The organism is Silvimonas soli (genome assembly GCF_030035605.1).
Lineage (GTDB): Bacteria > Pseudomonadota > Gammaproteobacteria > Burkholderiales > Chitinibacteraceae > Silvimonas > Silvimonas soli.
In genome coordinates, this window is the sequence record NZ_CP106736.1 from 856,809 (window position 1) to 878,184 (window position 21,376).

Here is a 21,376-nt window from a genome sequence, read left to right on the forward strand (position 1 = left end):
TCCCACAACGCAAACGCCCGAAGAAAATTCCTTCGGGCGTTTGCGCTTGAATGGGGCTTGCTTACGTGGCGCAGTCTCAACGAGAGAAAGCCAATTCTTGCCCCCAGAGGCCAAAAACAAAAAAGCGCTTGGTTTGCACCAGGCGCTTTATTTAAGTACTTCAACCAACTCTAATTGTAACAACGCAATCCGGAGATTGTTTTTGTTTTGCTGCGGACCGCAAGTCATACCAGCGTACGCTGAACTTGCGATGCCATGAATTCTGGCGTCCCCACGGGGAGTCGAACCCCGGTCGTCGCCGTGAAAGGGCGGTGTCCTAGGCCTCTAGACGATGGGGACAAGGATGAAACTGAACTGCGTGTGTTTTCGGTTTTGGATTAGCAAGAAGAAATGGTGCGCCCGGAGCGATTCGAACGCCCGACCCTCTGGTTCGTAGCCAGATACTCTATCCAACTGAGCTACGGGCGCACTGTAACTTCACAACTAACAACAGACCTGCCAACAACTTTACTACCAACACCACTGGGAATGGTGGCGTCCCCACGGGGAGTCGAACCCCGGTCGTCGCCGTGAAAGGGCGGTGTCCTAGGCCTCTAGACGATGGGGACGTCTAAACATTTATGCGGCTACTCAAGAGTTACTGCATTCCTGAGCAGCCGCATTGTTTTGGTGGAGCTAAGCGGGATCGAACCGCTGACCTCTTGCATGCCATGCAAGCGCTCTCCCAGCTGAGCTATAGCCCCGAAAGAGATGCGCATTGTAGGAGATGAATCTAAACCTGTAAACCCCTAATGCGCATTTTTTTAAATATTTATTACCAGAGCGCCCACCAGGAGCCGGTTTCCCAATAGCTATCCTGCAACACCACGGTGTTCGGGTAGTTCTGCAGCAGCACGCGCTTGGCATCGTCACGCAGTTGGGTCAGGCCCAGCTTGTCGTACGAACGCACCATGATGCCCAACGCTGGTTCCACCTGCTTGGTGTTGCTGAATGATTCCAGCAGCCCCTTGCCGCGATTGGCAGCAGCCAGATATGCACCACGGCGGTAGTAGTATTTGGCTACAAACAGCTCATGGTTAGCTAGCGCCCCGATCAGATACCCCATCCGCGTGCGGGAATCCTCGGCGTATTTGCTATCCGGGAAGCGATCAACCAACTGTTTGAAGGCATCGAACGAGTCACGCGCCGACTTTGGGTCACGCTCGGACATGTCCTGCTTGGCCAATGCCGACAAAAAGCCCTGGTTCTCATTAAAGTTGACCAGACCCTTCAGATACAGCGCGTAATCCATACTCGGATGAGACGGATACTGCTTCATGAACCGGTCCAGCGTAGCCAGTGCCAACTGCGCGTCAATATTCTTGTACTGGTTAAAAGCCTCTTCCAGCAACGCTTGCTGGGCAAAGCGGCCATAAGGGTAACGAGCTTCCAGTGCTTCGAACAGCTTGGTCGATTTTTCCCAGTTTTTGCTGGTTTGTTCGCTTTTCGCTTCGTTGTAGATCTTCTCAGCCGACCAGCCTTTGGTCTCGTCTTGCTCGTCCGGCGTCGATGCGCAACCGGCCAGTAAAAAACCGGCCACAGCGAATGCTGCGATTCGCGGTAAAATCTTGTTCATGATGAATCCTGAATTAGAACCCGACGATTATAGCGATTTCGCGCAGCCGCGTATCCTCACTGTGCCCGCTGAATGTGCTGGCTCACGTCTGGACGCCGCGCTGGCGCAATTGTTACCCGACTATTCACGCAACCGGCTGGCCGGATGGGTGAAAGACGGCCTTGTCACTGTCGATGACAAACCTGCCTCCCCAAAGACCAAACTATGGGGCGGCGAAACCTTGCGGGTGGATATCCAGCCTGATCCGGAAGAAGTCGCCTTCCAGCCAGAGAATATCCCGCTGGACGTAATTTACGAAGATGAAGCCATCCTCGTTATCGACAAACCGGCCGGGCTGGTTGTTCATCCTGGTAGCGGCAACTGGTCCGGCACTTTGCTTAATGGACTGTTACACGCCTATCCGGAGCTTAAAACCGTTCCCCGCGCCGGCATCGTACACCGTCTGGACAAAGACACCAGCGGCTTGATGGTGGTAGCGCGTACCCTGCCCGCGCAAAACCATCTGGTCAAGCAGTTGCAAGCGCACACGGTCAAGCGCCATTACCTCGCCATTGCCCAGGGTCTGGTCAAGCGTGATGGTACGGTAGATGCGCCTATCGGGCGGCATCCGCGTGAGCGCATCCGCATGGCGGTGGTTGGGACAGGCAAGCACGCGGTGACTCACTACCGGGTGCTGGAAAAATTTGATGGCTTCACGCTGGTTGAGTGCCGTCTGGAAACCGGCCGTACTCATCAGATTCGCGTGCACATGGCGCATATCGGCCATCCACTGGCCGCAGATCCGGTCTACAGCGGTCGTGCCAAGCGGCTGGAGCCTGAGATCATGCTGGCGCTGGAAGACTTTGATCGTCAGGCTTTGCATGCACGCAAGCTCAGCCTGGTGCATCCGGTGACCGGCAAAACCATGACCTGGCGCTCGCCGATTCCGATCGACTTTGAATCCTTGCTCAACACCATGCGCGCGCAAGCCGGTCTGGATGAAACCTGGGATGAAGAAGAAGACTGGGGTGACGACGACGACGACCACGACATGGAGGTCATCTATGTCCGCGAATGAGGCCGCCGATCAATCGGATCCATCAGACCAACCGGATCAATCGCAGCCGCCACGCTTTCTGATGCCCCACTGGCCAGCACCCGCCAATGTAATGGCGCTGATGACCACGCGGGTCGGTGGCGTCAGCAACCCGCCGTTTAATCAGCTCAATCTGGGTAAACATGTGGGTGACCATCCGGCGGCAGTGGCCGAAAACCGCGCTATTTTGCGTAGTTACCTGCCCGCTGAACCCAAATGGCTCAATCAGGTACACGGCATTACGGTAGCCAGCGAAGGCGGTTGCGATGCCGATGCCAGCATCAGTACACAAGCCAACGAAGTCTCAGTCATCATGACAGCCGATTGCCTGCCGGTGCTGTTTTGCGATCAAGCCGGTACGGTCGTCGCCGCCGCTCACGCCGGGTGGCGTGGCTTGTGTGATGGCGTACTGGAAGCCACCGTGCACAAAATGGCCAGGCCTGCGAGCGAAATCCTGGCGTGGATGGGCCCGGCAATTGGTCCGGAACGTTTTGAGGTGGGCGATGAGGTCCGCGCGGCGTTTATGGCGCATGACCCTGCCGCTGCCAGCGCATTCAAACCCGGTGCGACTGAGGGCAAATGGTTGGCCGATATCTACACGCTGGCGCATCAACGCCTGACCGCCATCGGCGTTACCGAGGTCTATGGCGGCGGGCTGTGCACCGTAAGCGATGCAGAAAACTTTTTCTCCTACCGCCGAGATCACCAGACTGGCCGCATGGCTGCCTTGATCTGGCTGGCGGCTTGAGCCAGCAACTCATCTGGCGGACGTGGCCGATTGCTTTGTTAGCGGCCCGCCCTCCCCGCCCTTTTCCACGCATAAGTACATAGCGATTTGAACATGCCAAGCCCAACGCCCGAAATCAATCCCTGCCCCAAATGCGGCGCAGTGGCCGAAGTCCGCAAAGCCGGTGGCAACCGTGTCTGGCTGGAATGCAGCAAATTTGGCCGCAACGGCAATTGCAGTGTGATCAGCACCCCGCAACCCAATCGCAAGGAAGCGATTGCGGCCTGGAACAAGCTCAAATAACGCCATCTTCTGCTAGCCCTGTGGGCGTCATCTGCTAGGACAAAGCGGCACCAAACACATGGCCCATGCCGAACGTGACCGCAGCGCACACTCCCGCCGTGAGCAGTTGGCGTAACGCCGAGAAACCGGCCGTGCGCCCGTTAAACAGCGATGTCACAGCGCCCACCAGCAATAACGCCAGCGCACTAAGCACCACGCTGCCTCCCATCGCCAGCCAGCCGTTGAATAGCAAAAACGGCAGCACAGGCATTAATGCGCCCAGTGAAAACAGCACAAACGAGGTCGTCGCCGCCCGCCACGGATTGCCGCCCATTTCCTTGGGATCAATACCCAACTCTTCACGCGTCAAGGCATCCAGAGCCACGGTTTTGTCTTTCATGATGCTGTTGGCAATGCGCTCAGCGTCGGCCTTGGGCAAGCCCTTGGCGCGATAGATCAAGATCAGTTCGTGCTTTTCAGCTTCTGGTGTTTGCTCCAGTTCTTCCGCCTCTTTGGCGATTTGTGAACTGGCCAGTTCGCGGGCGTTGGTCACCGATAGCCATTCGCCCAAGGCCATCGACATCGCCCCGGCCAGCAAACCGGCCACTCCGGTCAACAGTACCGTATGAGGCGCCACGCCCGCCCCCGCCACGCCCATGATCAAACAAAAATTGGAGACCAGACCATCGTTGGCGCCTAGCACAGCGGCCCGTAAATCGTTGCCACTGGACACACCGTTGTGCCACGGCTCTGCTTCGGCAATGGTAGGACCATCGATTGGACCGCTGGCAATGGCCTGCACAATCGCTGCATGACCGCGTTCCTCGCCCGACAACTCGGCGGCATCGGGCTGACCGGCATATTTATTGCGATCGGCAAACTCGGCGGCGGCCACGCTGTTGATGACAAATCCCGGACCAAACCAGCGAATCAACTGGCGCAGCAAACGGGTTTTGAAATCAAAACTGAAACGCGGCATTGTCACGCCATTGGCATCGAGCCGGTGCAGCCAGATTCTGGCATGGCTGCGTTCTGATTCCGCCAACTGCTGAAAAATTTCTTTGCGCGTGGGTTCGACCTCGGCCGCAGCCAGCGCATCATATAAAGCGGCACTGTTCATTTCATCGCGCCAGTTGGTCAGAAAACGCTGGATATTGGGTGAATGCTTCACGGCATGATCCTGGGTGTGGCAATTGGTAACCATTCATTATCGCCACGGCGCGGACAATTGCCGCCAACAAATACCAGCGCGCAGTTTTGGGATTATCCCGGTACTGCCCTTACAATCTGCTCCAATTACATTCGCCCGGGCATTTTCCGTGACGCTAAACCGCCGTTCTGCTTACCGTTTTTCTGCATCGCTGCTGCTTGCAGTGGTGCTCGCTGCTTGCAGCAGTACGCCCGCCACGCCGGTCCCGGCCGGGTTTTATCGCGTGCAAAAAGGCGACACGTTGTACCGGATTGCGACAAACAACGGGCAGACCGTGGCGAATCTGGCGCGCTGGAACAACCTGAAAGACACCACCTCTATTGAAGTCGATCAGGTGCTGCGCGTGCGTCCGCCGACCGCAGGGTCCGCAACGCCTGGCACAGCTGCCAAACCGGCGCCCGCCAAACCTGCAACGCCCGCCCCGGCGCCCGCTGCTGCACCCAAACTCGCGCTAGTCTGGCCCGCCAAAGGCACTGAGCTGAAAACCGCAGCCACCCGCAATAACGGGATTGATATCGGTGGCCAGCGCGGTGACCCGATTCTCGCCGCTGCTGCAGGCAAGGTGGTTTACGCTGGCGAAGGTATTCGTGGTTACGGCAAGCTGCTGGTGATCAAGCACAACGAAGACTATCTGACCGCCTACGCCCATAACGATTCGTTGCTGGTCAAAGAAGGCGATAACGTCAGTCAGGGACAGAAGATCGCCACCATGGGCGATAGCGGCACCACCCGAGTCATGCTGCACTTTGAACTGCGCTACAAAGGCAAAGCGGTTGATCCAACCGATTCTTTACCGTGAAGCTTGGGCAGGCATAAGCGCCCGACTTCCACCCAACAAAAAGGCCCGCGCAGATGCGGGCCTTTTTGTTGGGTAGTACTTGCCACGTAGCGGCTGTTAATGACTGCCATCCATGATGAATTTAATCAGGAACAACACCGCCACCATCACCACCGGTGCCCGCAACTGGCGCCAGCGGCCAGTCCCGGCTTTCATCACACAATACGCAATGAAACCACCAGCAATGCCTTCGGTAATCGAGAAACAGAACGGCATCATCACGGCAGTGATAAACGCGGGCACGCATTCGGTCAGGTCTTCCCAATCCACTTTGACCAGTTCGGAAGTCATCAACACACCAACAAAAATCAGCGCGCCAGCAGCAGCGTAGGCAGGCACCATTGCGGCCAGCGGCGAGAAGAAAATCGCCAGCACAAACATCAAGCCCACCACCACCGCCGTCAGACCGGTACGGCCCCCAACCGACACACCAGCGGAGCTTTCAATGTATGTGGAAATGGCCGACGTACCCATAAATGCGCCCAGCATGGAACTGGTGCTATCGACCAACAGTGCTTGCTTCATGCGCGGGAAGCGGCCATTTTCATCAGCCAGACCCGCTTTGCTGGCCACGCCGATCAAGGTGCCCGATGAGTCAAACAGGCTCACCAGCATGAACGAGAAAATCACCCCGCCCATACCCAGACTGAAGGCATCTTTGATAGCCAGTTGCCCGAAAACCGCACCAATAGCGGGTGGCATGGCGGCAATACCGTGGAATTTCACATCTCCAAACATGAACCCCAAGGCGGTAGTTACGGCGATGGCGATCAGCACCGCGGCGTGTATCCCGCGCGAAGCCAGAATGGCGATGATGAAAAAGCCCAGCGCGCCCAGCACGCATGGCAAGGAAGTCAGGTTACCCACGGTGACCATAGTGGCCGGGCTGGCGACGACGATCCCGGCATTGTGCAAACCCATCAGGGCGATCATCAGGCCGATACCGGCGGCAATGCCGACGCGCAAAGACTGCGGAATATTGGCGATCAACCAATAACGTACGCGCAAAACAGTCAGCAGAAAGAACCCGACTGCGCCCCAGAAAATGGCGCCCATGCCCACTTGCCAGGTCAGATGCTGCCCGCCCACCACCACAAAAGCAAAGAAGGCATTCAGGCCCATGGCCGGTGCCAGCGCGATGGGCAGATTGGCAACCAGACCCATGGCGATGCTGCCCACGGCGGCGATCAAGCACGTCACCACGAACACCGCCTGGGTATCCATGCCCGCGTTCGAGAGAATCTGCGGGTTTACAAAAATGATGTAAACCATGGTGAGAAACGTGGTAATCCCGGCGATCACTTCGGTACGCGCATCCGTACCATGCTCACGCAGTTTGAAATAACGTTCCAGCAGGCCTGGGCGTAGCGGTTTTGCGGAGGTTTCCAGCATGTTTGATTCCGGGTAACAGGTTACTGAGGTCTGAGGTTCAGACAAACCCGCGCAGCTTAACAAAAGCGGCGATAAGCACGAAGGCAGAATTGCCCAATTTCATGACGAGCGAATAGCAGTCTGACGCGCGGCAAGCCGCCATCCTGCGGGCTTTGATGCCAGACAGGTGCATCCAATCGGTTACTGACCCGCTTCACTGGCGCCCAAACCGTGCTCGACCGCATATACAGCAGCTTGCACCCGGCTGGATAAACTCAGCTTCTTCAGGATGTTCTGTACATGAATCTTGATGGTGCTTTCTGCCAGATCCAGCCGTCGCGCAATGACTTTGTTGCTCTCGCCCAAAGCCAGGTAGCCCAGAATCTCCCGTTCTCTTGGTGTGAGTTTTTCATCGTCACGCGGTACGGCTGGCGTGGCGCTGGCCACGCGAAACTGTTGAACCAGCTTGGCAGTCATGGCCTCGGCCACCACGGCCTCACCGGCGTGGGCGCGATGGATGGCGCTGACCAGATATTCCGCGTCGATATTCTTGAGCAGATAACCCCGCGCACCGGCGCGTAAGGCCGTTGCCAAGTCTTCGGCATCTTCCGAAACTGTCAGCATCAGCACTGCCAACGTCGGGACGTCTTGTAGCATCAGCCGTAGCGCTTCCACGCCAGACAAGCCGGGCATGTTCAGGTCCAGCAGCACCACGTCTGGCTGTAAAGCATGCACAAATTTGACCGCCTCGGCACCATCGGCGGCTTCCCCTACCACTTCCAGCCCGGCCTGGCGCCCTAGCAGCAGACGTATGCCGCTACGAAACAAAGTGTGGTCATCAACCAGCAGTACGCGGATCGCGTTGGGCATGCGAACCCTCTCCCTGAGCCATTTCATTGGCGGTTTCGTGTGCGGTACGCGCCATGGTCAACGCCACGGTCACGCCTTTTTCGTTAATGAATTCCAGTTGCGCGCCCAACCGCTCGGCGCGTTCCCGCATGATATTCAGGCCCACGTGGCGCTCTGCGCGGCTGGCCATTTGCAATGCATCAAAACCACGTCCGTTGTCTTTGATCAGCAAACGCAGTGGCGCATCGTTGTGCAAAACCACTTCAACCTGAGTGGCCTGCGCGTGCTTGCGCACATTGGATAGTGCTTCTTGCAAAATAAACAGCAGTTGCAATTGCGCATCGGCCAGCAGCGGCCGTCCCTGCCCGCTCAATGTCAGCGAAGTGGTAATCCCGGTCTGTTTGCGGAATTTATCGATGACGGTACGCATGGACCCTGGCAAGTCGCCTTCTTGCAAACGGGTGCGGAAATTAAGCAGCAGTTCGCGCACATCGTCATAACTTTCTGTCACCCCGGCCCGCAACATCGGCACGACATCTTTAGCCTCGTCCAGGGCATTGCGTTTGAGCGAATCATCCAGCATTTGCACTTGCAGATTCAAAAAGCTCAGGCCCTGCGCAATGCTGTCGTGCAAACCTTGCGCCATCAGATTGCGTTCTTCCGACACCGCCAGTTCCCGCGCCCGGGCCGCCAGCCGCAGGTTTTCCAGCGCAATACCCAGATGCTGGCCTAGCGTGGTCAGCAATTGCGTTTCGCGTTCTGCAATCTGCCGCTGGCCGACAAAATGCAGCGTAATCAACCCCAGATAAGATTCACCCGCGCCAATCGGAAAGGCGCTGACCTGGGCAAAGCCCGCTTCTGCGCACGGCAGCTGCGGCATTACCGGGCTGTAGCGCATTTGCTTGATGACCGTCTGCCCTTGCTGCGTCGGGCCGCAATGACAATCTTGCGGATGTCGGCAGATATCGGCCTCACGCAAGCTCTCGGGCAAGCCAACGCTGGTCATCAACCAGGCCGAGTCCTCCAGCGGATCAATCACCCGCACGCTACCCGCATCCGCACCAAACCAGGCGACGAGCCGCTCCAGTACACCGTGGCACAGGGCATGTGCCGTTTGCGGCCCGTTCACAAAAGCAACCACGTCATATAACAAAGACAGTTCACGATTCTGGGCGTTGAGTTCTGCCGTTTTCTCCAGCACCCGTTGCTCCAGCGAGCTGTAGGCTTCTGCCAGATGATCTGCCATCTGGTTAAAACCTTGCTGGACTTCGCCAAATTCATCGCGGGTTTCTATGGGCAGGCGCACGGTAAAGTCCTGCACTGTCATGCGTGCGATACCTTCGCGCAATCGCCCCAGCGGCCGGAAGATCAGCAAGAACATGAGGTAAATCTGCGTAATCGCCCCGGCAATGGCCAAGGCGATCAGGAACATCTGCGACAGACGCAACCACAGCGTGCGTTTGGTATTGAGCTGTTCAATCGACAGCACCAATAGGTTCACCTGGTCGACAAACTGGTCCAGATCGCCACGAAACACTTGCCAGTCAGCCAGCCGCTGGCCGCGCATTACAGGGTCTAGCCACTGAGCTGTCCAGCGTTGGTAGTTCTCTTCGATCTGCGCAAATTGCTGTTTGACTTGCGGATCATTGGGCAGATACAACGGTCGCGCCGGATCACCTTCGCGCAGCAGATCCAGCGTTTGCTGGAACTCTTTCTGCTCGTCTTTGAGCCTGGTAGCGAGTACCGGATCATGATTGGCGGCGTAATGCTCCAGCGTCAGACCCATTTTGTAGGTGCGCATGCGCAAACTGCCAGCGGCGTTGATGGCCGCCCCGCCACCCTCCAGCTGCCATGACAGGTACAAGGTGATGCCTATCGCCATCAAACCGACCGCCAACGTTGCGGCCAGCACTGCCAGCACCCGCATGGAGAGCTGACGTGCAGGTCTAAGCTGCGTGTTGGGTTTAATGATTTCCGGCTCGGTTTGCATGCTGTTTTTCCACGCGCCGGATAATGCGGCAGCGTTATTCGATGGCTTGGGCGGACTGCAGGATAAAGTCGGCAATGGCTTCAACGTTATCCAGTTCGAAGCAGGTCAGTTGATGTGCTACGGGCGCAACGTCATTGCTCACCAGACTGATAATGGTCGGCTCAGCCACAAACCGCGGCGGTTTGCCATTGGCGGCGCGCCAGACTTCCAGCTTGGGATACGGATGCTGGCGGAAGCCTTCAATCAAGGTGAGATCAGCTGGCGCCAGGCGCTGCAACTGCTGGTGGATGTCCGGCTCCGGCGCATCACGCAGTTCATGGAAGATGGCATAACGATAGGGCGACACCACCATCACCTCCGCCGCTCCGGCAGCGCGAAAACGGGCGCTGTCTTTATCTGGCGGTTCTAGCATGATGTCATGATGCGAATGCTTGATGGCGTTAATGCTGACGCCACGCGCCGTGAATATGACGATCAGCTTTTCGAGCAAGGTGGTTTTGCCACTGCCGGAACTGCCAACCAGGCCGAAGACGCGACGAGTCAAATCAACCGCCGGTTTGCGACATGAAACGCACGATCTTGCCTGGCGTTTCGCGGAACTCGTGGCGTTCCGGTTTCAGTTCAATGGCCAGGCGGATGGCGTTTTCCAGTTCCGCGTCGGTCGCGCCATCGCGCAATAACGGGCGGAACTCGAATTTCTCTTCCTGACCCAGACACATATACAGCGTGCCGTCCACCGCCAGACGTACGCGATTACAGGTGGCGCAGAAATGCTGCGAAATCGGCGTGATGAAGCCAATCCGTCCACCACCATCGGGCGTCATCCAGTAACGCGCCGGGCCACCACCGAGTTCGTGGACCTCTGGCACCAGGCCAAAGCGCTCTACCAGCCGCTCGCGCACCGGCCCCAGATCGAGATATTGCGCATTGCGGCCAGTCTCGCCCATGGGCATGGCTTCGATCAGCCGCAGGATAAAGTCGTGCTCCATGGCAAATTCGGCCATGCGTTCGATCTCGTGATCGTTCACGCCCTTCATCGCCACCATATTCAGTTTGATCGGCGCAAAGCCTTCTTCTTTGGCGGCGTAAATGCCGCGCATCACCGCATCGAAAGTATCGCGGCCAGTGATGTGTGCATTACAGGCACCATCCAATGTATCCAGGCTGATATTGAGGCGATCAACGCCCGCCTGATGCAATGCTTTGGCGTGTTTAGCCAGTTGCGTGGCATTGGTGGAAAGCGATAGATCATGCAACCCCGGCAAGGCTTTGAGGCGGGCGGCCAAGTCTGGCAAATTGCGGCGCAGCAGCGGTTCGCCGCCAGTCAATCGAATGCGCCCTACTCCCAAACGGGCAAAGGCGGCGACCAGGCGTTCGATTTCATCGAAGGTGAGCCAATGTTCTGGCTCTTCAAAGCCGTGAAAGCCTTTGGGCATGCAGTAAGAACAGCGCAGATCGCAGCGGTCAGTGACCGACAAACGCACATAATCCACCCGCCGTCCGAAGCGGTCAGTCAGAACTGGTCTAGCGAGTTGATGCAGCGGTGCGTTCATGGTGCTTCCATTGTATGCCGCTAATTATGCTTTATGAATGGCTTATGTAACTACGTAGCCCGGATGGAGAGTAGCGGGAATCCGGGATTGTCATGCCATCAATTGGGGCAGGCGCTCATTCTTGCCAGTATTGTTCCCCGGATTCCCGGCCTGCGGCCTCCATCCGGGCTATCGGTCTTGTGAGAGGTCTTCAACCGCGTGGCCGCACCACCTGCCATGCCCGGACTAGATACGTGGCGGAGCCAAAGCCGCTCCATACGTGCACCAAGCGGGTAAACGGGAAGATCACAAACAACGACATCCCCATAAACATATGCACCTTGAACAGCGTTGGCGCTTGGGCGATCAGGTCAGCAGCGCCAGCCTGGAAGGTGACGATATGCTGCGCCCATGCCATAAACAGCGTCATCATGTGGCCATCCATATGGTCTTTGGAGATGAAAATCGTCGACAGGCCCAGCAACAAGGTCACCAGAATCCATCCCAGAGTCAGTTTGTCGCGCCAGTTGGTCAAAGCTTTCAGTCGTTCATCACTAAAACGGCGATGCAGCAATATCAGCAGCCCAACCAGGGTCATCGAGCCAAACACACCACCGGCCACCATGGCGATCATTTGCTTGGTGCTGTGCGCTACGCCCAGTGCATCCCATACCCAGATTGGCGTTAACAGGCCGCCCAGATGCCCCACAAACACCATCAAGATGCCGATATGAAACAGATACGAACCCAAACGCAATTGGCCACGGCGGATCAATTGGGTGGATTCGCTTTTCCACGAATACTGCTCGCGCTCGAAGCGCACCAGACTGCCGAACAGAAAAATGGCCAGCCCGATGTACGGGTAGATGCCAAACAGAAAGTCATTCATCAAATAAACTCCTCAATCACAATTACGCCAGCCAGGCTACTACTCCCCTCTTTTGGAAGAGGGGCAGGGGGAGATGGCTGCAATACCGAACCAACCATTGCGGCTCGGCTCGCGGAAACCCAATCTCCCCTAGCCCCTCTTTGCGAAAGAGGGAACTACGCTTGCGGCTTGCCAGCAATCGCGCCTCACGCCGCCGGGCGCGCTGCCTGACGTGGATAAAACTGCACGGTTTGCGTGCCCGGCTTGCCCAGCAATGGCTCGACGCCCTCAACATTGGGACCGAAAGTTTCCAGCGCTTCATCCATATCGCGGACCGGCGGTTGCACCAGCGGCAGTGGCTTGACGCTGGCCAGGCTCACCAAGGTGCTGAATACACAAGCGTACGGCGAGGATTTCTCGGCCAGGCGCTCGCCAATCACCGCGATCACATGCACGGCTTCATCGAGGAACGACAACGCAATCTCGGGAGAGACACCGCCGAGAAACTCCAGCATCAGCGGTAAATAGTCCGGCAGCTCATTGGCTTCGATCTGCAAGCCATTCTGTTTGTAGGCTTCCATGAGGTCGACCATAGCCGGACCGCGGTCACGGCTTTCGCCGTGGATATGCTCGAATAGATGCAGCGAATATTTGCGGCCCCGATCAAACGTATCGACGTAGTTTTCCTGCGCCTCAATCAGCGCCAGCCCACTCAAGTACTGCAACAGCGGCGCCAGCTTCAGTCGCAAGCCATCCGGCGAATCGGCCAGCAGGCTGTCCAGTTCGGGCAATGCATCGAGCAGGTCTTGTTCCGGGTATTGCAACAGCGCGGACATCACCTGGAAGTGGATGGTTTCAGGAATATGCAGGGATACACTCATCACTCCACCTCCGAGTTTTTGCGCGATTTAGGCATATCCACAAAGATGGTCGAGCCTTGTTTACGCTGACCAAACAGCCCCTCAGTCGAAACGCCACCCGAACAGCCATTGCCAAAGGTAAAGCCGCACGAGCCTTTATCGTTAAAGCTGTCTTCGACCATTTCCTTGTGGCTGGACGGAATAACGAAACGATCTTCGTAATTGGCAATCGCCATGATCTTGTACATATCTTCGACTTCGGCCTTGCTCAACCCAACCTGATTCAGTACATCCAGGTTCTCGGTCTTGTGCACGGTCTTGTCGCGCATATAAGTACGCATCGCCAGCATGCGATCCAGCGCACTCAGCACTGGTTTTTCATCGCCTGCGGTCAGCAAGTTCGCCAGATAACGCACGGGAATCCGCAGTTCTTTCACGTCCGGCAGAATGCCGTTCTTACCCAGCACACCGCGCTCAGCAGCCGACTGGATGGGCGACAACGGCGGCACGTACCAGACCATCGGCAAGGTGCGATATTCAGGGTGCAGCGGGAAGGCAATCTTCCATTCCATCGCCATTTTGTACACCGGCGATTTGGTGGCGGCATCGATCCATGAATCCGGAATGCCCTGTTTGCGCGCTTCAGCCTGGACTTCGGGCGAATGCGGATCGAGAAATACCTTGAGTTGCGACTCGTACAGGTCTTTTTCGTCGGCCACGCTGGCGGCATCGGCGATCAAGTCAGCGTCGTACAGCATCACGCCCAGATAGCGAATCCGGCCCACGCACGATTCAGAACATACGGTCGGCTGGCCGCCTTCAATACGCGGATAACAGAAGGTGCATTTCTCGGCCTTGCCGGACTGCCAGTTGTAGTAAATCTTCTTGTACGGACAGCCAGAAATACACATGCGCCAGCCGCGACATTTGTCCTGATCGACCAGCACAATGCCATCGTCTTCACGCTTGTAGACCGAGCCGGACGGGCACGATGCCACGCACGCCGGGTTCAGGCAGTGCTCGCACAGCCGTGGCAAATACATCATGAAAGTGTTTTCAAAGGTGGCGTGCATCTCTTTCTGGATGCCTTCAAACAGCGCGTCTTTGGAGCGCGCCGAGAACTCACCACCCAGATCGTCTTCCCAGTTCGGGCCCCAGTGGATCTTGTCCATTTTCTTGCCGGTCAGTACCGAGACTGGCCGCGCGGTTGGCGGCGTTTGCGATTCTTTGGCATTTTGCAGATGTTCGTAGTCGTAGGTAAACGGCTCGTAGTAATCGTCAATTTCCGGCAGGTTCGGGTTGGCGAACATACTGGCCAGAATGCGCAGCTTGCCGCCCTGACGTGGTTCCAGCTTGCCATTGGGAAGACGATTCCAGCCCCCTTTCCACTTCTTCTGGTTTTCCCATTCCTTGGGGTAACCAATGCCGGGTTTGGTCTCGACGTTGTTGAACCAGGCGTATTCAACGCCATCGCGGCTGGTCCACACGTTTTTACAGGTGACCGAACAGGTGTGGCAGCCGATGCACTTGTCCAGGTTCAGCACCATGGCTACTTGGGCGCGGATTTTCATTTTTGTTCTCCTTCTACCAGCGGGCCTTCCATCCAGTCGACGTTCTTCATCTTTCTCAAAATGATGAACTCATCACGGTTGGCGCCTACGGTGCCGTAGTAATTGAAGCCATACGCTTGCTGCGCATAACCGCCAATCATGTGCGTCGGTTTGGTCACGGTACGGGTTACCGAATTGTGGATACCGCCACGTTTGCCGCTCATTTCGGCACCCGGCACGTTCACGATTTTTTCCTGGGCGTGGTACATCAAGATCATGCCGTCCGGCACGCGTTGCGATACCACCACGCGGGCAGTCAGCGTGCCGTTGCTGTTGAAAGCTTCAACCCAGTCGTTATCGACCAGCCCAGCCTTCTTGGCGTCAGCTTCAGATACCCACACGTGCGGGCCGCCACGGCTCAAGGTGAGCATGCGCAGGTTGTCTGAATACGTGGAGTGAATGCCCCACTTCTGATGCGGCGTGATGAAATTGAGAACAATCTCTTTCTCACCGTTGGGCGACTTGCCCAGCATCGGCGCGACGGTTTTCAGATCGACTGGCGGCTTGTACACACACAGGCCTTCGCCAAAATCGAGCATCCAGCGGTGGTCTTGATAAAACTGCTGACGGCCAGTGAGCGTGCGCCACGGGATCATCTCGTGCACGTTGGTGTAACCGGCGTTGTAGCTGACTTCTTCCGACTCAATGCCTGACCAGGTCGGCGAACTGATGATCTTGCGCGGCTGTGCTTGTACATCGCGGAAGTGAATCTTGTCGTGCTCGCGGCCAATGGCCAGATGGGTGTGATCGCGGCCAGTGACTTCCGACAACGCCTTCCACGATTTCACCGCCACGTGGCCATTGGTTTCCGGCGCCAAGGTCAGAATCATCTCGGCCGCATCAATCGCCGTTTCCAGCTTGGGCTGGCCGTTGGCCGCTACGCCGTTCAACAGCGCCAGCTCGTCAATCTCGGTGCCGGTTTTCCAGAAGATGCCCTTGCCGCCGTTGTTCACGTTTTTCAGCAACGGGCCGATGGTGGTGAATTTCTCGTAGATGCGGTTGTAGTCGCGCTCGACCACGGTCATGTTCGGCGCGGTTTTGCCAGGGATCAGATCGCATTCGCCATGCTTCCAGTCTTTTGGCGCAAACGGCTGACCAAGCTCACCCGGGCTGTCATGCATCAGCGGCGTCAGCACCAGGTCTTTTTGCACGCCCAGATACGGGCCAGCGATTTCGGTGAACTTCTTGGCGATGGCCTTGTAGATTTCCCAATCACTCTTGCTTTGCCACAGCGGTTGCACGGCTTCGCTCAGCGGGTGAATGAACGGGTGCATGTCAGATGTGTTCAGGTCGTCTTTTTCATACCATGTGGCTGTTGGCAGCACGATATCGCCGTAGAGACACGTGGTGGACATGCGGAAATCCAGCACGGTCAGCAAGTCCAGTTTGCCTTCAGCTGCCGGGCGGACTTTCACTTCTGATGGCTTGATGGCGTCGTTTTCGTCGCTGAACACGGCGTTTTGCGTGCCGAGCAAATACTTGAGAAAGTACTCGTGGCCCTTGCCCGACGAGCCCAGCAAATTGGAACGCCACACAAACAGGTTACGCGGGAAGTTCTTGGGGTTATCCGGATCGTCGCAGCTCATGTTGAGCGTGCCGTTCTTGAGCGATTGCGCGGCAAACTCAACTGGATTCACACCCGCTGCTTCAGCCTGGCGCACCACATCCAGCGGATTGGTTTCCAGCTGCGGTGCAGATGGTAGCCAACCCATGCGTTCAGACTTGGCGTTGAAATCAATCAGCGACATGCCTTCGTATTGCTTGGCATTGGCGGTCGGGCCGAGGATTTCTGACACCGCCAGTTTTTCGTGACGCCATTGGCTGGTGTGGGCATAGAAGAACGAGGTGCCGTTCATTTGGCGAGCTGGACGTTGCCAATCCAGCGCAAACGCCAGCGGGGTCCAGCCTGGTTGTGGGCGTAGTTTTTCCTGGCCCACGTAATGCGCCCAGCCGCCGCCGCTTTGGCCGACGCAGCCGCACATCATCAACAAGTTGATGATGCCGCGATAGGTCATGTCATTGTTGAACCAGTGATTCAACGCCGCGCCGACCACCACCATGCTCTTGCCATGGGTGTCATGCGCGTTTTGCGCGAATTCGCGGGCGATAACTTCGACATCTTTGGCTGGTACGCCAGTGTGTTTCACTTGCCAGGCCGGGGTGTATGGGATGTCTTGATCGTACGAGGTGGCGACGTTAGCGCCGCCCATGCCGTTATCCACGCCGTAATTGGCCAGCATCAGGTCATACACAGTGGCAACCAGCGCGGTACTGCCGTCTTTCAAGGTGACGCGTTTGGCTGGCACATTGCGGAACAGCAGATCATCTTGTTCGCCGCCAAAGTAGCCAAAGCCAACGCTGGCAGCTTCATCGTGCGAGCCCTTGAGCGACAGTTGCGGATCAACGTCCGTCCCGTCGGCCAGGTTTTTCATTTCCAGATTCCACTTGCCTTTACGGCCATCGGCTTCGTTCCAGCGTGAACCAATGGTGCCGTTCGGTACGGCCAGCGCGCCGGTTTTCGCATCAACCAGCACGGTTTTCCAGTCCGGGTTTTTGGCCTCGCCCAGATCATCTGGCAGCATCGAAGCGCGCAAGAAATGATCTGGCACCAAGCCATTGCCATGCTCGCGCAGTGTCACCAGCATCGGGAAGTCGGTGTATTGCTTGCCGTAGTCGCGGAAGTAATCCGATGCGCCGGTTTTGTGGAATTCATTGAGCACCACGTGGCCCATTGCCATGGCCAGCGCGGCGTCCGTGCCTTGCTTGGGTGCCATCCACAGATCGCCAAACTTGGCCATTTCGCCAAAGTCGCTGGAAACCGCCACCGTTTTGGTGCCCTTGTAGCGCACCTCGGTATAGAAGTGGGCGTCAGGCGTACGGGTCATCGGGATATTGGAGCCCCACACCATCAGGTAAGTGGAGTTGTACCAATCAGCCGATTCCGGCACGTCGGTTTGCTCGCCCCACACTTGCGGGCTGGCTGGCGGCAGATCGCAGTACCAGTCATAGAAGCTCAGCGGCACACCGCCAATCAGGCCCAGATAACGTGCACCAGCGGCGTAACTCACCATGCTCATCGCCGGAATAGGCGAGAAACCAATCACGCGATCCGGGCCGTATTGTTTGACCGTATACGCGTTGGCAGAGGCGATCAGCTCAGTGACTTCGTCCCACGTGGTGCGCACAAAACCGCCCAGACCGCGTACTTGCTTGTAGGAGTCAGACTTGGCTTTGTCTTCAACGATGGATTTCCAGGCGTCGATCGGGCCCATGGTCTGGCGGGCTTCGCGCCACAGTTTGGCCAGGCGACCACGAATCATCGGATATTTAACGCGCTGCGCTGAGTACACATACCAGGAATAGGACGCACCACGCGGGCAGCCACGCGGTTCATGGTTGGGCAGATCGGGCCGGGTGCGCGGGTAATCGGTTTGCTGCAGTTCCCAAGTGATCAGGCCGTTTTTGACAAACACACGCCACGAACAGGAGCCGGTGCAATTCACGCCGTGGGTAGAGCGCACGACCTTGTCGTGAGTCCAGCGATTACGGTAACCGTCTTCCCACTTGCGGTCTTCATTGACCACAACGCCGTGGCCGTCGGCAAAGGTATCCCGCGTGCGGGAGAGGAATTTCAAGCGGTCGAGAATGTGACTCATGCGAACCCCGTTTTGAGCATGGTTGCGCTCGCCAAAAAGGGACAAGCGCCATTGGACTCCATGCTAGGCGGGTGCTGCGGCGCCGAATATTCGTCAGTGGGGGTGTCGAGCCAAGGGAGAGGAGCTAGAAAGGACTAGTTCTTTTGGCCAGGTAGGGCGCGACCCTATCAGCACTTTACGGACGGGCATTGCCGCCTGCCGCCGACAGAAATCGTTCAGCAATGTCTTTAATTTCGGCTTACCCTGGAAAGGGCTGTTTGCCTGCGGGAGGCAGACCAGAACAAGCCCAAGGCCCCATCGGCCCATCAATTAAAAGAGCATCCAATGAACCGCTTTGCGTTCCATTGCCGTTCGGTCACCCTGCTGTTGCTGCTGACATTGGCCAGTGGCTGCGCCACGCGTGCGCCGCTGGCAGACTTTCCACGCCCGGCCACGCATGCACTGGCCGCTGACAAAACCGGCCCGCTGGCTCAGTCGGTGCACCAGCCCGCCGGAATCGACCCCGAGCAATCGGGCTTTTATCTGCTGGTGAGCGGTAAAGAAGCTTTTGAAGCGCGCCTGGCGCTGATTCAACAAGCGCGCACTTCACTTGATCTGCAGTATTACGCCGCCGCGCAAGACCGAACCGGCACGGCGATCCTGAACGCACTTCTGGCGGCATCTCGCCGGGGCGTGCGCGTGCGCGTCTTGCTGGATGATCTGAACCTGGACGCTCCGGATGACGCACTCGCCGTCATGGCGGTCCAGCCCAATTTTGAAGTGCGTATATTCAACCCGATCACTACCGGCGGGCGCTCGTTTCTGGCCAGAGCATCGGCCATGCTGGGCGACTACGATCATCTTGAGCGGCGCATGCACAACAAGTCGCTGATTGCCGACGGCGTGATGGCGATCATTGGCGGTCGCAATCTGGCCGATCAATATTTTGATGCTCGCGCTGACATGAATTTTCGCGATCTGGACGTGCTGACCGCAGGCAATTTGCCCGGACGGCTGGAAGCCAGTTTTGATCGCTACTGGAACAGCAAAGAGAGCTACCCGCTACCCGCGCTGGAATCCCGCCCGCCAAGCGCAGAAGCCGTCGCCAGCTTGCAGGCCAATCCCGTCTCGCCACCACAAGCACCGGGGACAGCAACGGATGTAATGCTGTTGCCGATACCGGATGCGGCCAGTGCCAATGCGCTGCTGAACAAGGCCACTGGCCAGTTGATCTGGGCGCGGGCCTGGCTGGCGGTGGATAGCCCATCCAAAGTTGAGCCGGACGACGAACATGCGCAGGATCATGCCGGCAGCAAACCTGGGCGCGGTCTGGCATTGGCGCTGCAGCAGGCCAACCACGAGTTCATCATTCTCTCGGCGTACTTTGTGCCACGCGATGGCGGCACTGCCACGCTGGGCGCGCTGCAACAACGCGGTGTGCAGGTCAAAGTGTTGACCAACTCCTTAGCATCTACCGACGTGGCGGCAGTGCATTCGGCTTATCGCAAATATCGCAAAGCATTACTGGCCAGCGGCGTGCAGCTCTATGAATTCAAGCCAGTGGCGGGCGTTAAAGGACTGGGTTTGTCCGGTGGCTCGTCGCGTGCCAGTTTGCACACCAAAGCTTATGTGATTGATCGGCGCATCTTGATGATCGGCTCGTTCAACCTGGACCCGCGCTCAGTCAACCTGAACACGGAACAAGCAGTGCTGATTGAAAGCCCGGCGCTGGCACAGCATGTGGCCCGGCTTTACGATACCGCGGCCACGCCAAAATACAGTTATCACGTCGAGTTTGATCCGGCCGATTCATCCGAACCGGCCAGTTCGCGCGACTTGCAATGGGTAAGCGAGGAAAACGGCGCGCCGGTGACCTACACCAGTGAGCCGCAGGCGGGCATCTGGCGACGCATGATTAATGGCGTGGTGGGTTTGTTCCCCGCGGACGGTGAGCTTTAGTACCGGCGGGAACGCTCGCAACGCATTACCCGGCTACCGGTTTTTGTTGCCGGCGATATTCATTGCGCTTCATGGCCATGTACTCGTCCAGATCCATTTCATGCAACTGGCGCGGATAACGCTCGGTGGCGGTAAACCAGTTGCGCATGCGCAGTTCCGGCTGCTGCTCGGCCGGAGCGGATTGCGCCCCCAGCCATGATTCAATGGCCAGGTAGTAGCGGATGGTGTTGCGCTCGACCAGACCGCGCACACCGCCCACGGGTTGCCCATCAATCTGGGTAAAGCCTACCTTGTCGCTGCCCAACGTCCCCAGATAGCTTTGCAAAGCCAGTTTGGCGGTGAGGCCATAGCCGTAGGCATAAGACAGATGCACAAAACTATGGCCAGAATCCAGCGGAATGGATTCCAGATTGATCCGGTAATCGTGTGTGCCCATGGGGCCATTACCGGCGTGCAGCACCACATTTGAATAACCGGCGTCGGCAGCAAGCGAATGCCAGGAAAAATCCAGTTCATGCGCGGCGGTGAGCGGCTGATCCACTTTGCGACCCACATACACCACCAGTTGCTCTGCTGTCGCCCCGATGTGGCAATACTTGATATTCAAATGCAGGATCAGGATATCGCACCAGTGCGCCGGGTCATTTACTGCGGCTTTGAACTCCGCAAACGGGTGATCGACCACGGCGTAAATTTCGCCCTTGAGTTGACTGTCAGTCTGGCTGGATTCAAGCACCAGCGGCTGGCCAAAAGCGTTGTGCTGCAACTGGGTGGTCAAAGCAGCGTAGTGGGCCTGCAAAGCGTCGGCGTGGTTTTCCGCCGCACTGGCAAACCCAGCCAGTAACACGCTGACCAGCGCAAACTGGAGCCACTGAAAACAAAACCGGGTGCGGCGAAACATGGGACCTTCCCTTTCGGCAGGTGCTCGCTGAATGATTCTGGAGATGTAAACCCA

17 protein-coding genes and 4 tRNA genes are annotated in these 21,376 nt (G+C 57.3%); 5 read left to right on the plus strand and 16 right to left on the minus strand.

Going from position 1 to position 21,376, the window contains the following annotated elements:
• Positions 1-263: 263 nt before the first annotated feature.
• The 5 genes from N7220_RS03935 to N7220_RS03955 all read right to left on the minus strand — a co-directional run bounded on the left by N7220_RS03935 (position 264) and on the right by N7220_RS03955 (position 1,615).
• Positions 264-339, minus strand: a tRNA-Glu gene (locus N7220_RS03935).
• Positions 340-391: 52 nt separating this feature from the next.
• Positions 392-468: transfer RNA gene (locus N7220_RS03940), tRNA-Arg, on the minus strand.
• 64 nt (positions 469-532) lie between these two features.
• Positions 533-608 (minus strand) — tRNA-Glu (locus N7220_RS03945).
• Between the two features lie 59 nt (positions 609-667).
• Positions 668-743, minus strand: a tRNA-Ala gene (locus N7220_RS03950).
• Positions 744-814: 71 nt separating this feature from the next.
• Positions 815-1,615, minus strand: coding sequence for an outer membrane protein assembly factor BamD (locus N7220_RS03955; protein WP_283150174.1), 801 nt, complete (start codon positions 1,613-1,615; stop codon positions 815-817).
• Between N7220_RS03955 and rluD the strand changes: the two genes are divergently transcribed.
• From rluD to N7220_RS03970, 3 genes are all read left to right on the plus strand, one after another.
• The gene (rluD, locus tag N7220_RS03960; RefSeq protein ID WP_283150175.1) at positions 1,614-2,672 is read left to right on the plus strand and encodes a 23S rRNA pseudouridine(1911/1915/1917) synthase RluD; all 1,059 of its coding nucleotides are present in this window, start codon (positions 1,614-1,616) and stop codon (positions 2,670-2,672) included. The two genes, N7220_RS03955 and rluD, sit on opposite strands and share 2 nt — an antisense overlap.
• Before the next feature lie 61 nt (positions 2,673-2,733).
• On the plus strand, positions 2,734-3,438 hold the full coding sequence (pgeF, locus tag N7220_RS03965) for a peptidoglycan editing factor PgeF (RefSeq protein WP_283151394.1): 705 nt from the start codon (positions 2,734-2,736) through the stop codon (positions 3,436-3,438).
• Between the two features lie 93 nt (positions 3,439-3,531).
• A complete protein-coding gene (locus N7220_RS03970; RefSeq protein ID WP_283150176.1) occupies positions 3,532-3,720 on the plus strand; it encodes a Lar family restriction alleviation protein in 189 nt (62 codons plus the stop codon).
• A 34-nt stretch (positions 3,721-3,754) separates the two neighbouring features.
• Here N7220_RS03970 and N7220_RS03975 read toward each other — a convergent pair whose 3' ends face one another.
• Positions 3,755-4,870, minus strand: a complete 1,116-nt coding sequence (locus tag N7220_RS03975; protein WP_283150177.1) for a VIT1/CCC1 transporter family protein — start codon at positions 4,868-4,870, stop codon at positions 3,755-3,757.
• Between the two features lie 148 nt (positions 4,871-5,018).
• On the opposite strand from N7220_RS03975, the gene N7220_RS03980 reads away from it, so the two are divergent.
• Entirely contained in the window at positions 5,019-5,708 is a 690-nt protein-coding gene (locus N7220_RS03980) for a peptidoglycan DD-metalloendopeptidase family protein (RefSeq protein WP_283150178.1), read from the plus strand.
• Between the two features lie 96 nt (positions 5,709-5,804).
• Here N7220_RS03980 and N7220_RS03985 read toward each other — a convergent pair whose 3' ends face one another.
• The 9 genes from N7220_RS03985 to N7220_RS04025 form a co-directional block, all read right to left on the minus strand.
• Positions 5,805-7,139 (minus strand): NCS2 family permease, encoded by a 1,335-nt coding sequence (locus N7220_RS03985; protein ID WP_283150179.1) that lies wholly within the window; start codon positions 7,137-7,139, stop codon positions 5,805-5,807.
• 180 nt (positions 7,140-7,319) lie between these two features.
• Entirely contained in the window at positions 7,320-7,988 is a 669-nt protein-coding gene (locus N7220_RS03990) for a response regulator (protein ID WP_283150180.1), read from the minus strand.
• Positions 7,957-9,957: a type IV pili methyl-accepting chemotaxis transducer N-terminal domain-containing protein gene (locus tag N7220_RS03995; protein ID WP_283150181.1), complete on the minus strand. Its 2,001-nt coding sequence runs from the start codon at positions 9,955-9,957 to the stop codon at positions 7,957-7,959. Before N7220_RS03995 ends, N7220_RS03990 begins: the two co-directional genes overlap by 32 nt.
• A gap of 34 nt (positions 9,958-9,991) precedes the next feature.
• Positions 9,992-10,501, minus strand: a complete 510-nt coding sequence (gene mobB, locus N7220_RS04000) for a molybdopterin-guanine dinucleotide biosynthesis protein B (protein WP_283150182.1) — start codon at positions 10,499-10,501, stop codon at positions 9,992-9,994.
• A gap of 1 nt (position 10,502) precedes the next feature.
• The gene (moaA, locus tag N7220_RS04005) at positions 10,503-11,510 is read right to left on the minus strand and encodes a GTP 3',8-cyclase MoaA (protein WP_283150183.1); all 1,008 of its coding nucleotides are present in this window, start codon (positions 11,508-11,510) and stop codon (positions 10,503-10,505) included.
• Between the two features lie 190 nt (positions 11,511-11,700).
• A complete protein-coding gene (gene narI / locus N7220_RS04010; protein WP_283150184.1) occupies positions 11,701-12,378 on the minus strand; it encodes a respiratory nitrate reductase subunit gamma in 678 nt (225 codons plus the stop codon).
• A 185-nt stretch (positions 12,379-12,563) separates the two neighbouring features.
• The gene (gene narJ / locus N7220_RS04015; protein ID WP_283150185.1) at positions 12,564-13,238 is read right to left on the minus strand and encodes a nitrate reductase molybdenum cofactor assembly chaperone; all 675 of its coding nucleotides are present in this window, start codon (positions 13,236-13,238) and stop codon (positions 12,564-12,566) included.
• Positions 13,238-14,788, minus strand: coding sequence for a nitrate reductase subunit beta (narH, locus tag N7220_RS04020; protein ID WP_283150186.1), 1,551 nt, complete (start codon positions 14,786-14,788; stop codon positions 13,238-13,240). Before narH ends, narJ begins: the two co-directional genes overlap by 1 nt.
• Positions 14,785-18,483 (minus strand): nitrate reductase subunit alpha, encoded by a 3,699-nt coding sequence (locus tag N7220_RS04025; RefSeq protein WP_283150187.1) that lies wholly within the window; start codon positions 18,481-18,483, stop codon positions 14,785-14,787. The genes narH and N7220_RS04025 overlap by 4 nt, the downstream gene beginning before the upstream one ends.
• A gap of 324 nt (positions 18,484-18,807) precedes the next feature.
• Between N7220_RS04025 and N7220_RS04030 the strand changes: the two genes are divergently transcribed.
• Positions 18,808-20,421, plus strand: a complete 1,614-nt coding sequence (locus N7220_RS04030) for a phospholipase D family protein (RefSeq protein ID WP_283150188.1) — start codon at positions 18,808-18,810, stop codon at positions 20,419-20,421.
• A gap of 25 nt (positions 20,422-20,446) precedes the next feature.
• Here N7220_RS04030 and N7220_RS04035 read toward each other — a convergent pair whose 3' ends face one another.
• Positions 20,447-21,322 (minus strand): hypothetical protein, encoded by an 876-nt coding sequence (locus N7220_RS04035; RefSeq protein ID WP_283150189.1) that lies wholly within the window; start codon positions 21,320-21,322, stop codon positions 20,447-20,449.
• Positions 21,323-21,376: the final 54 nt, after the last annotated feature.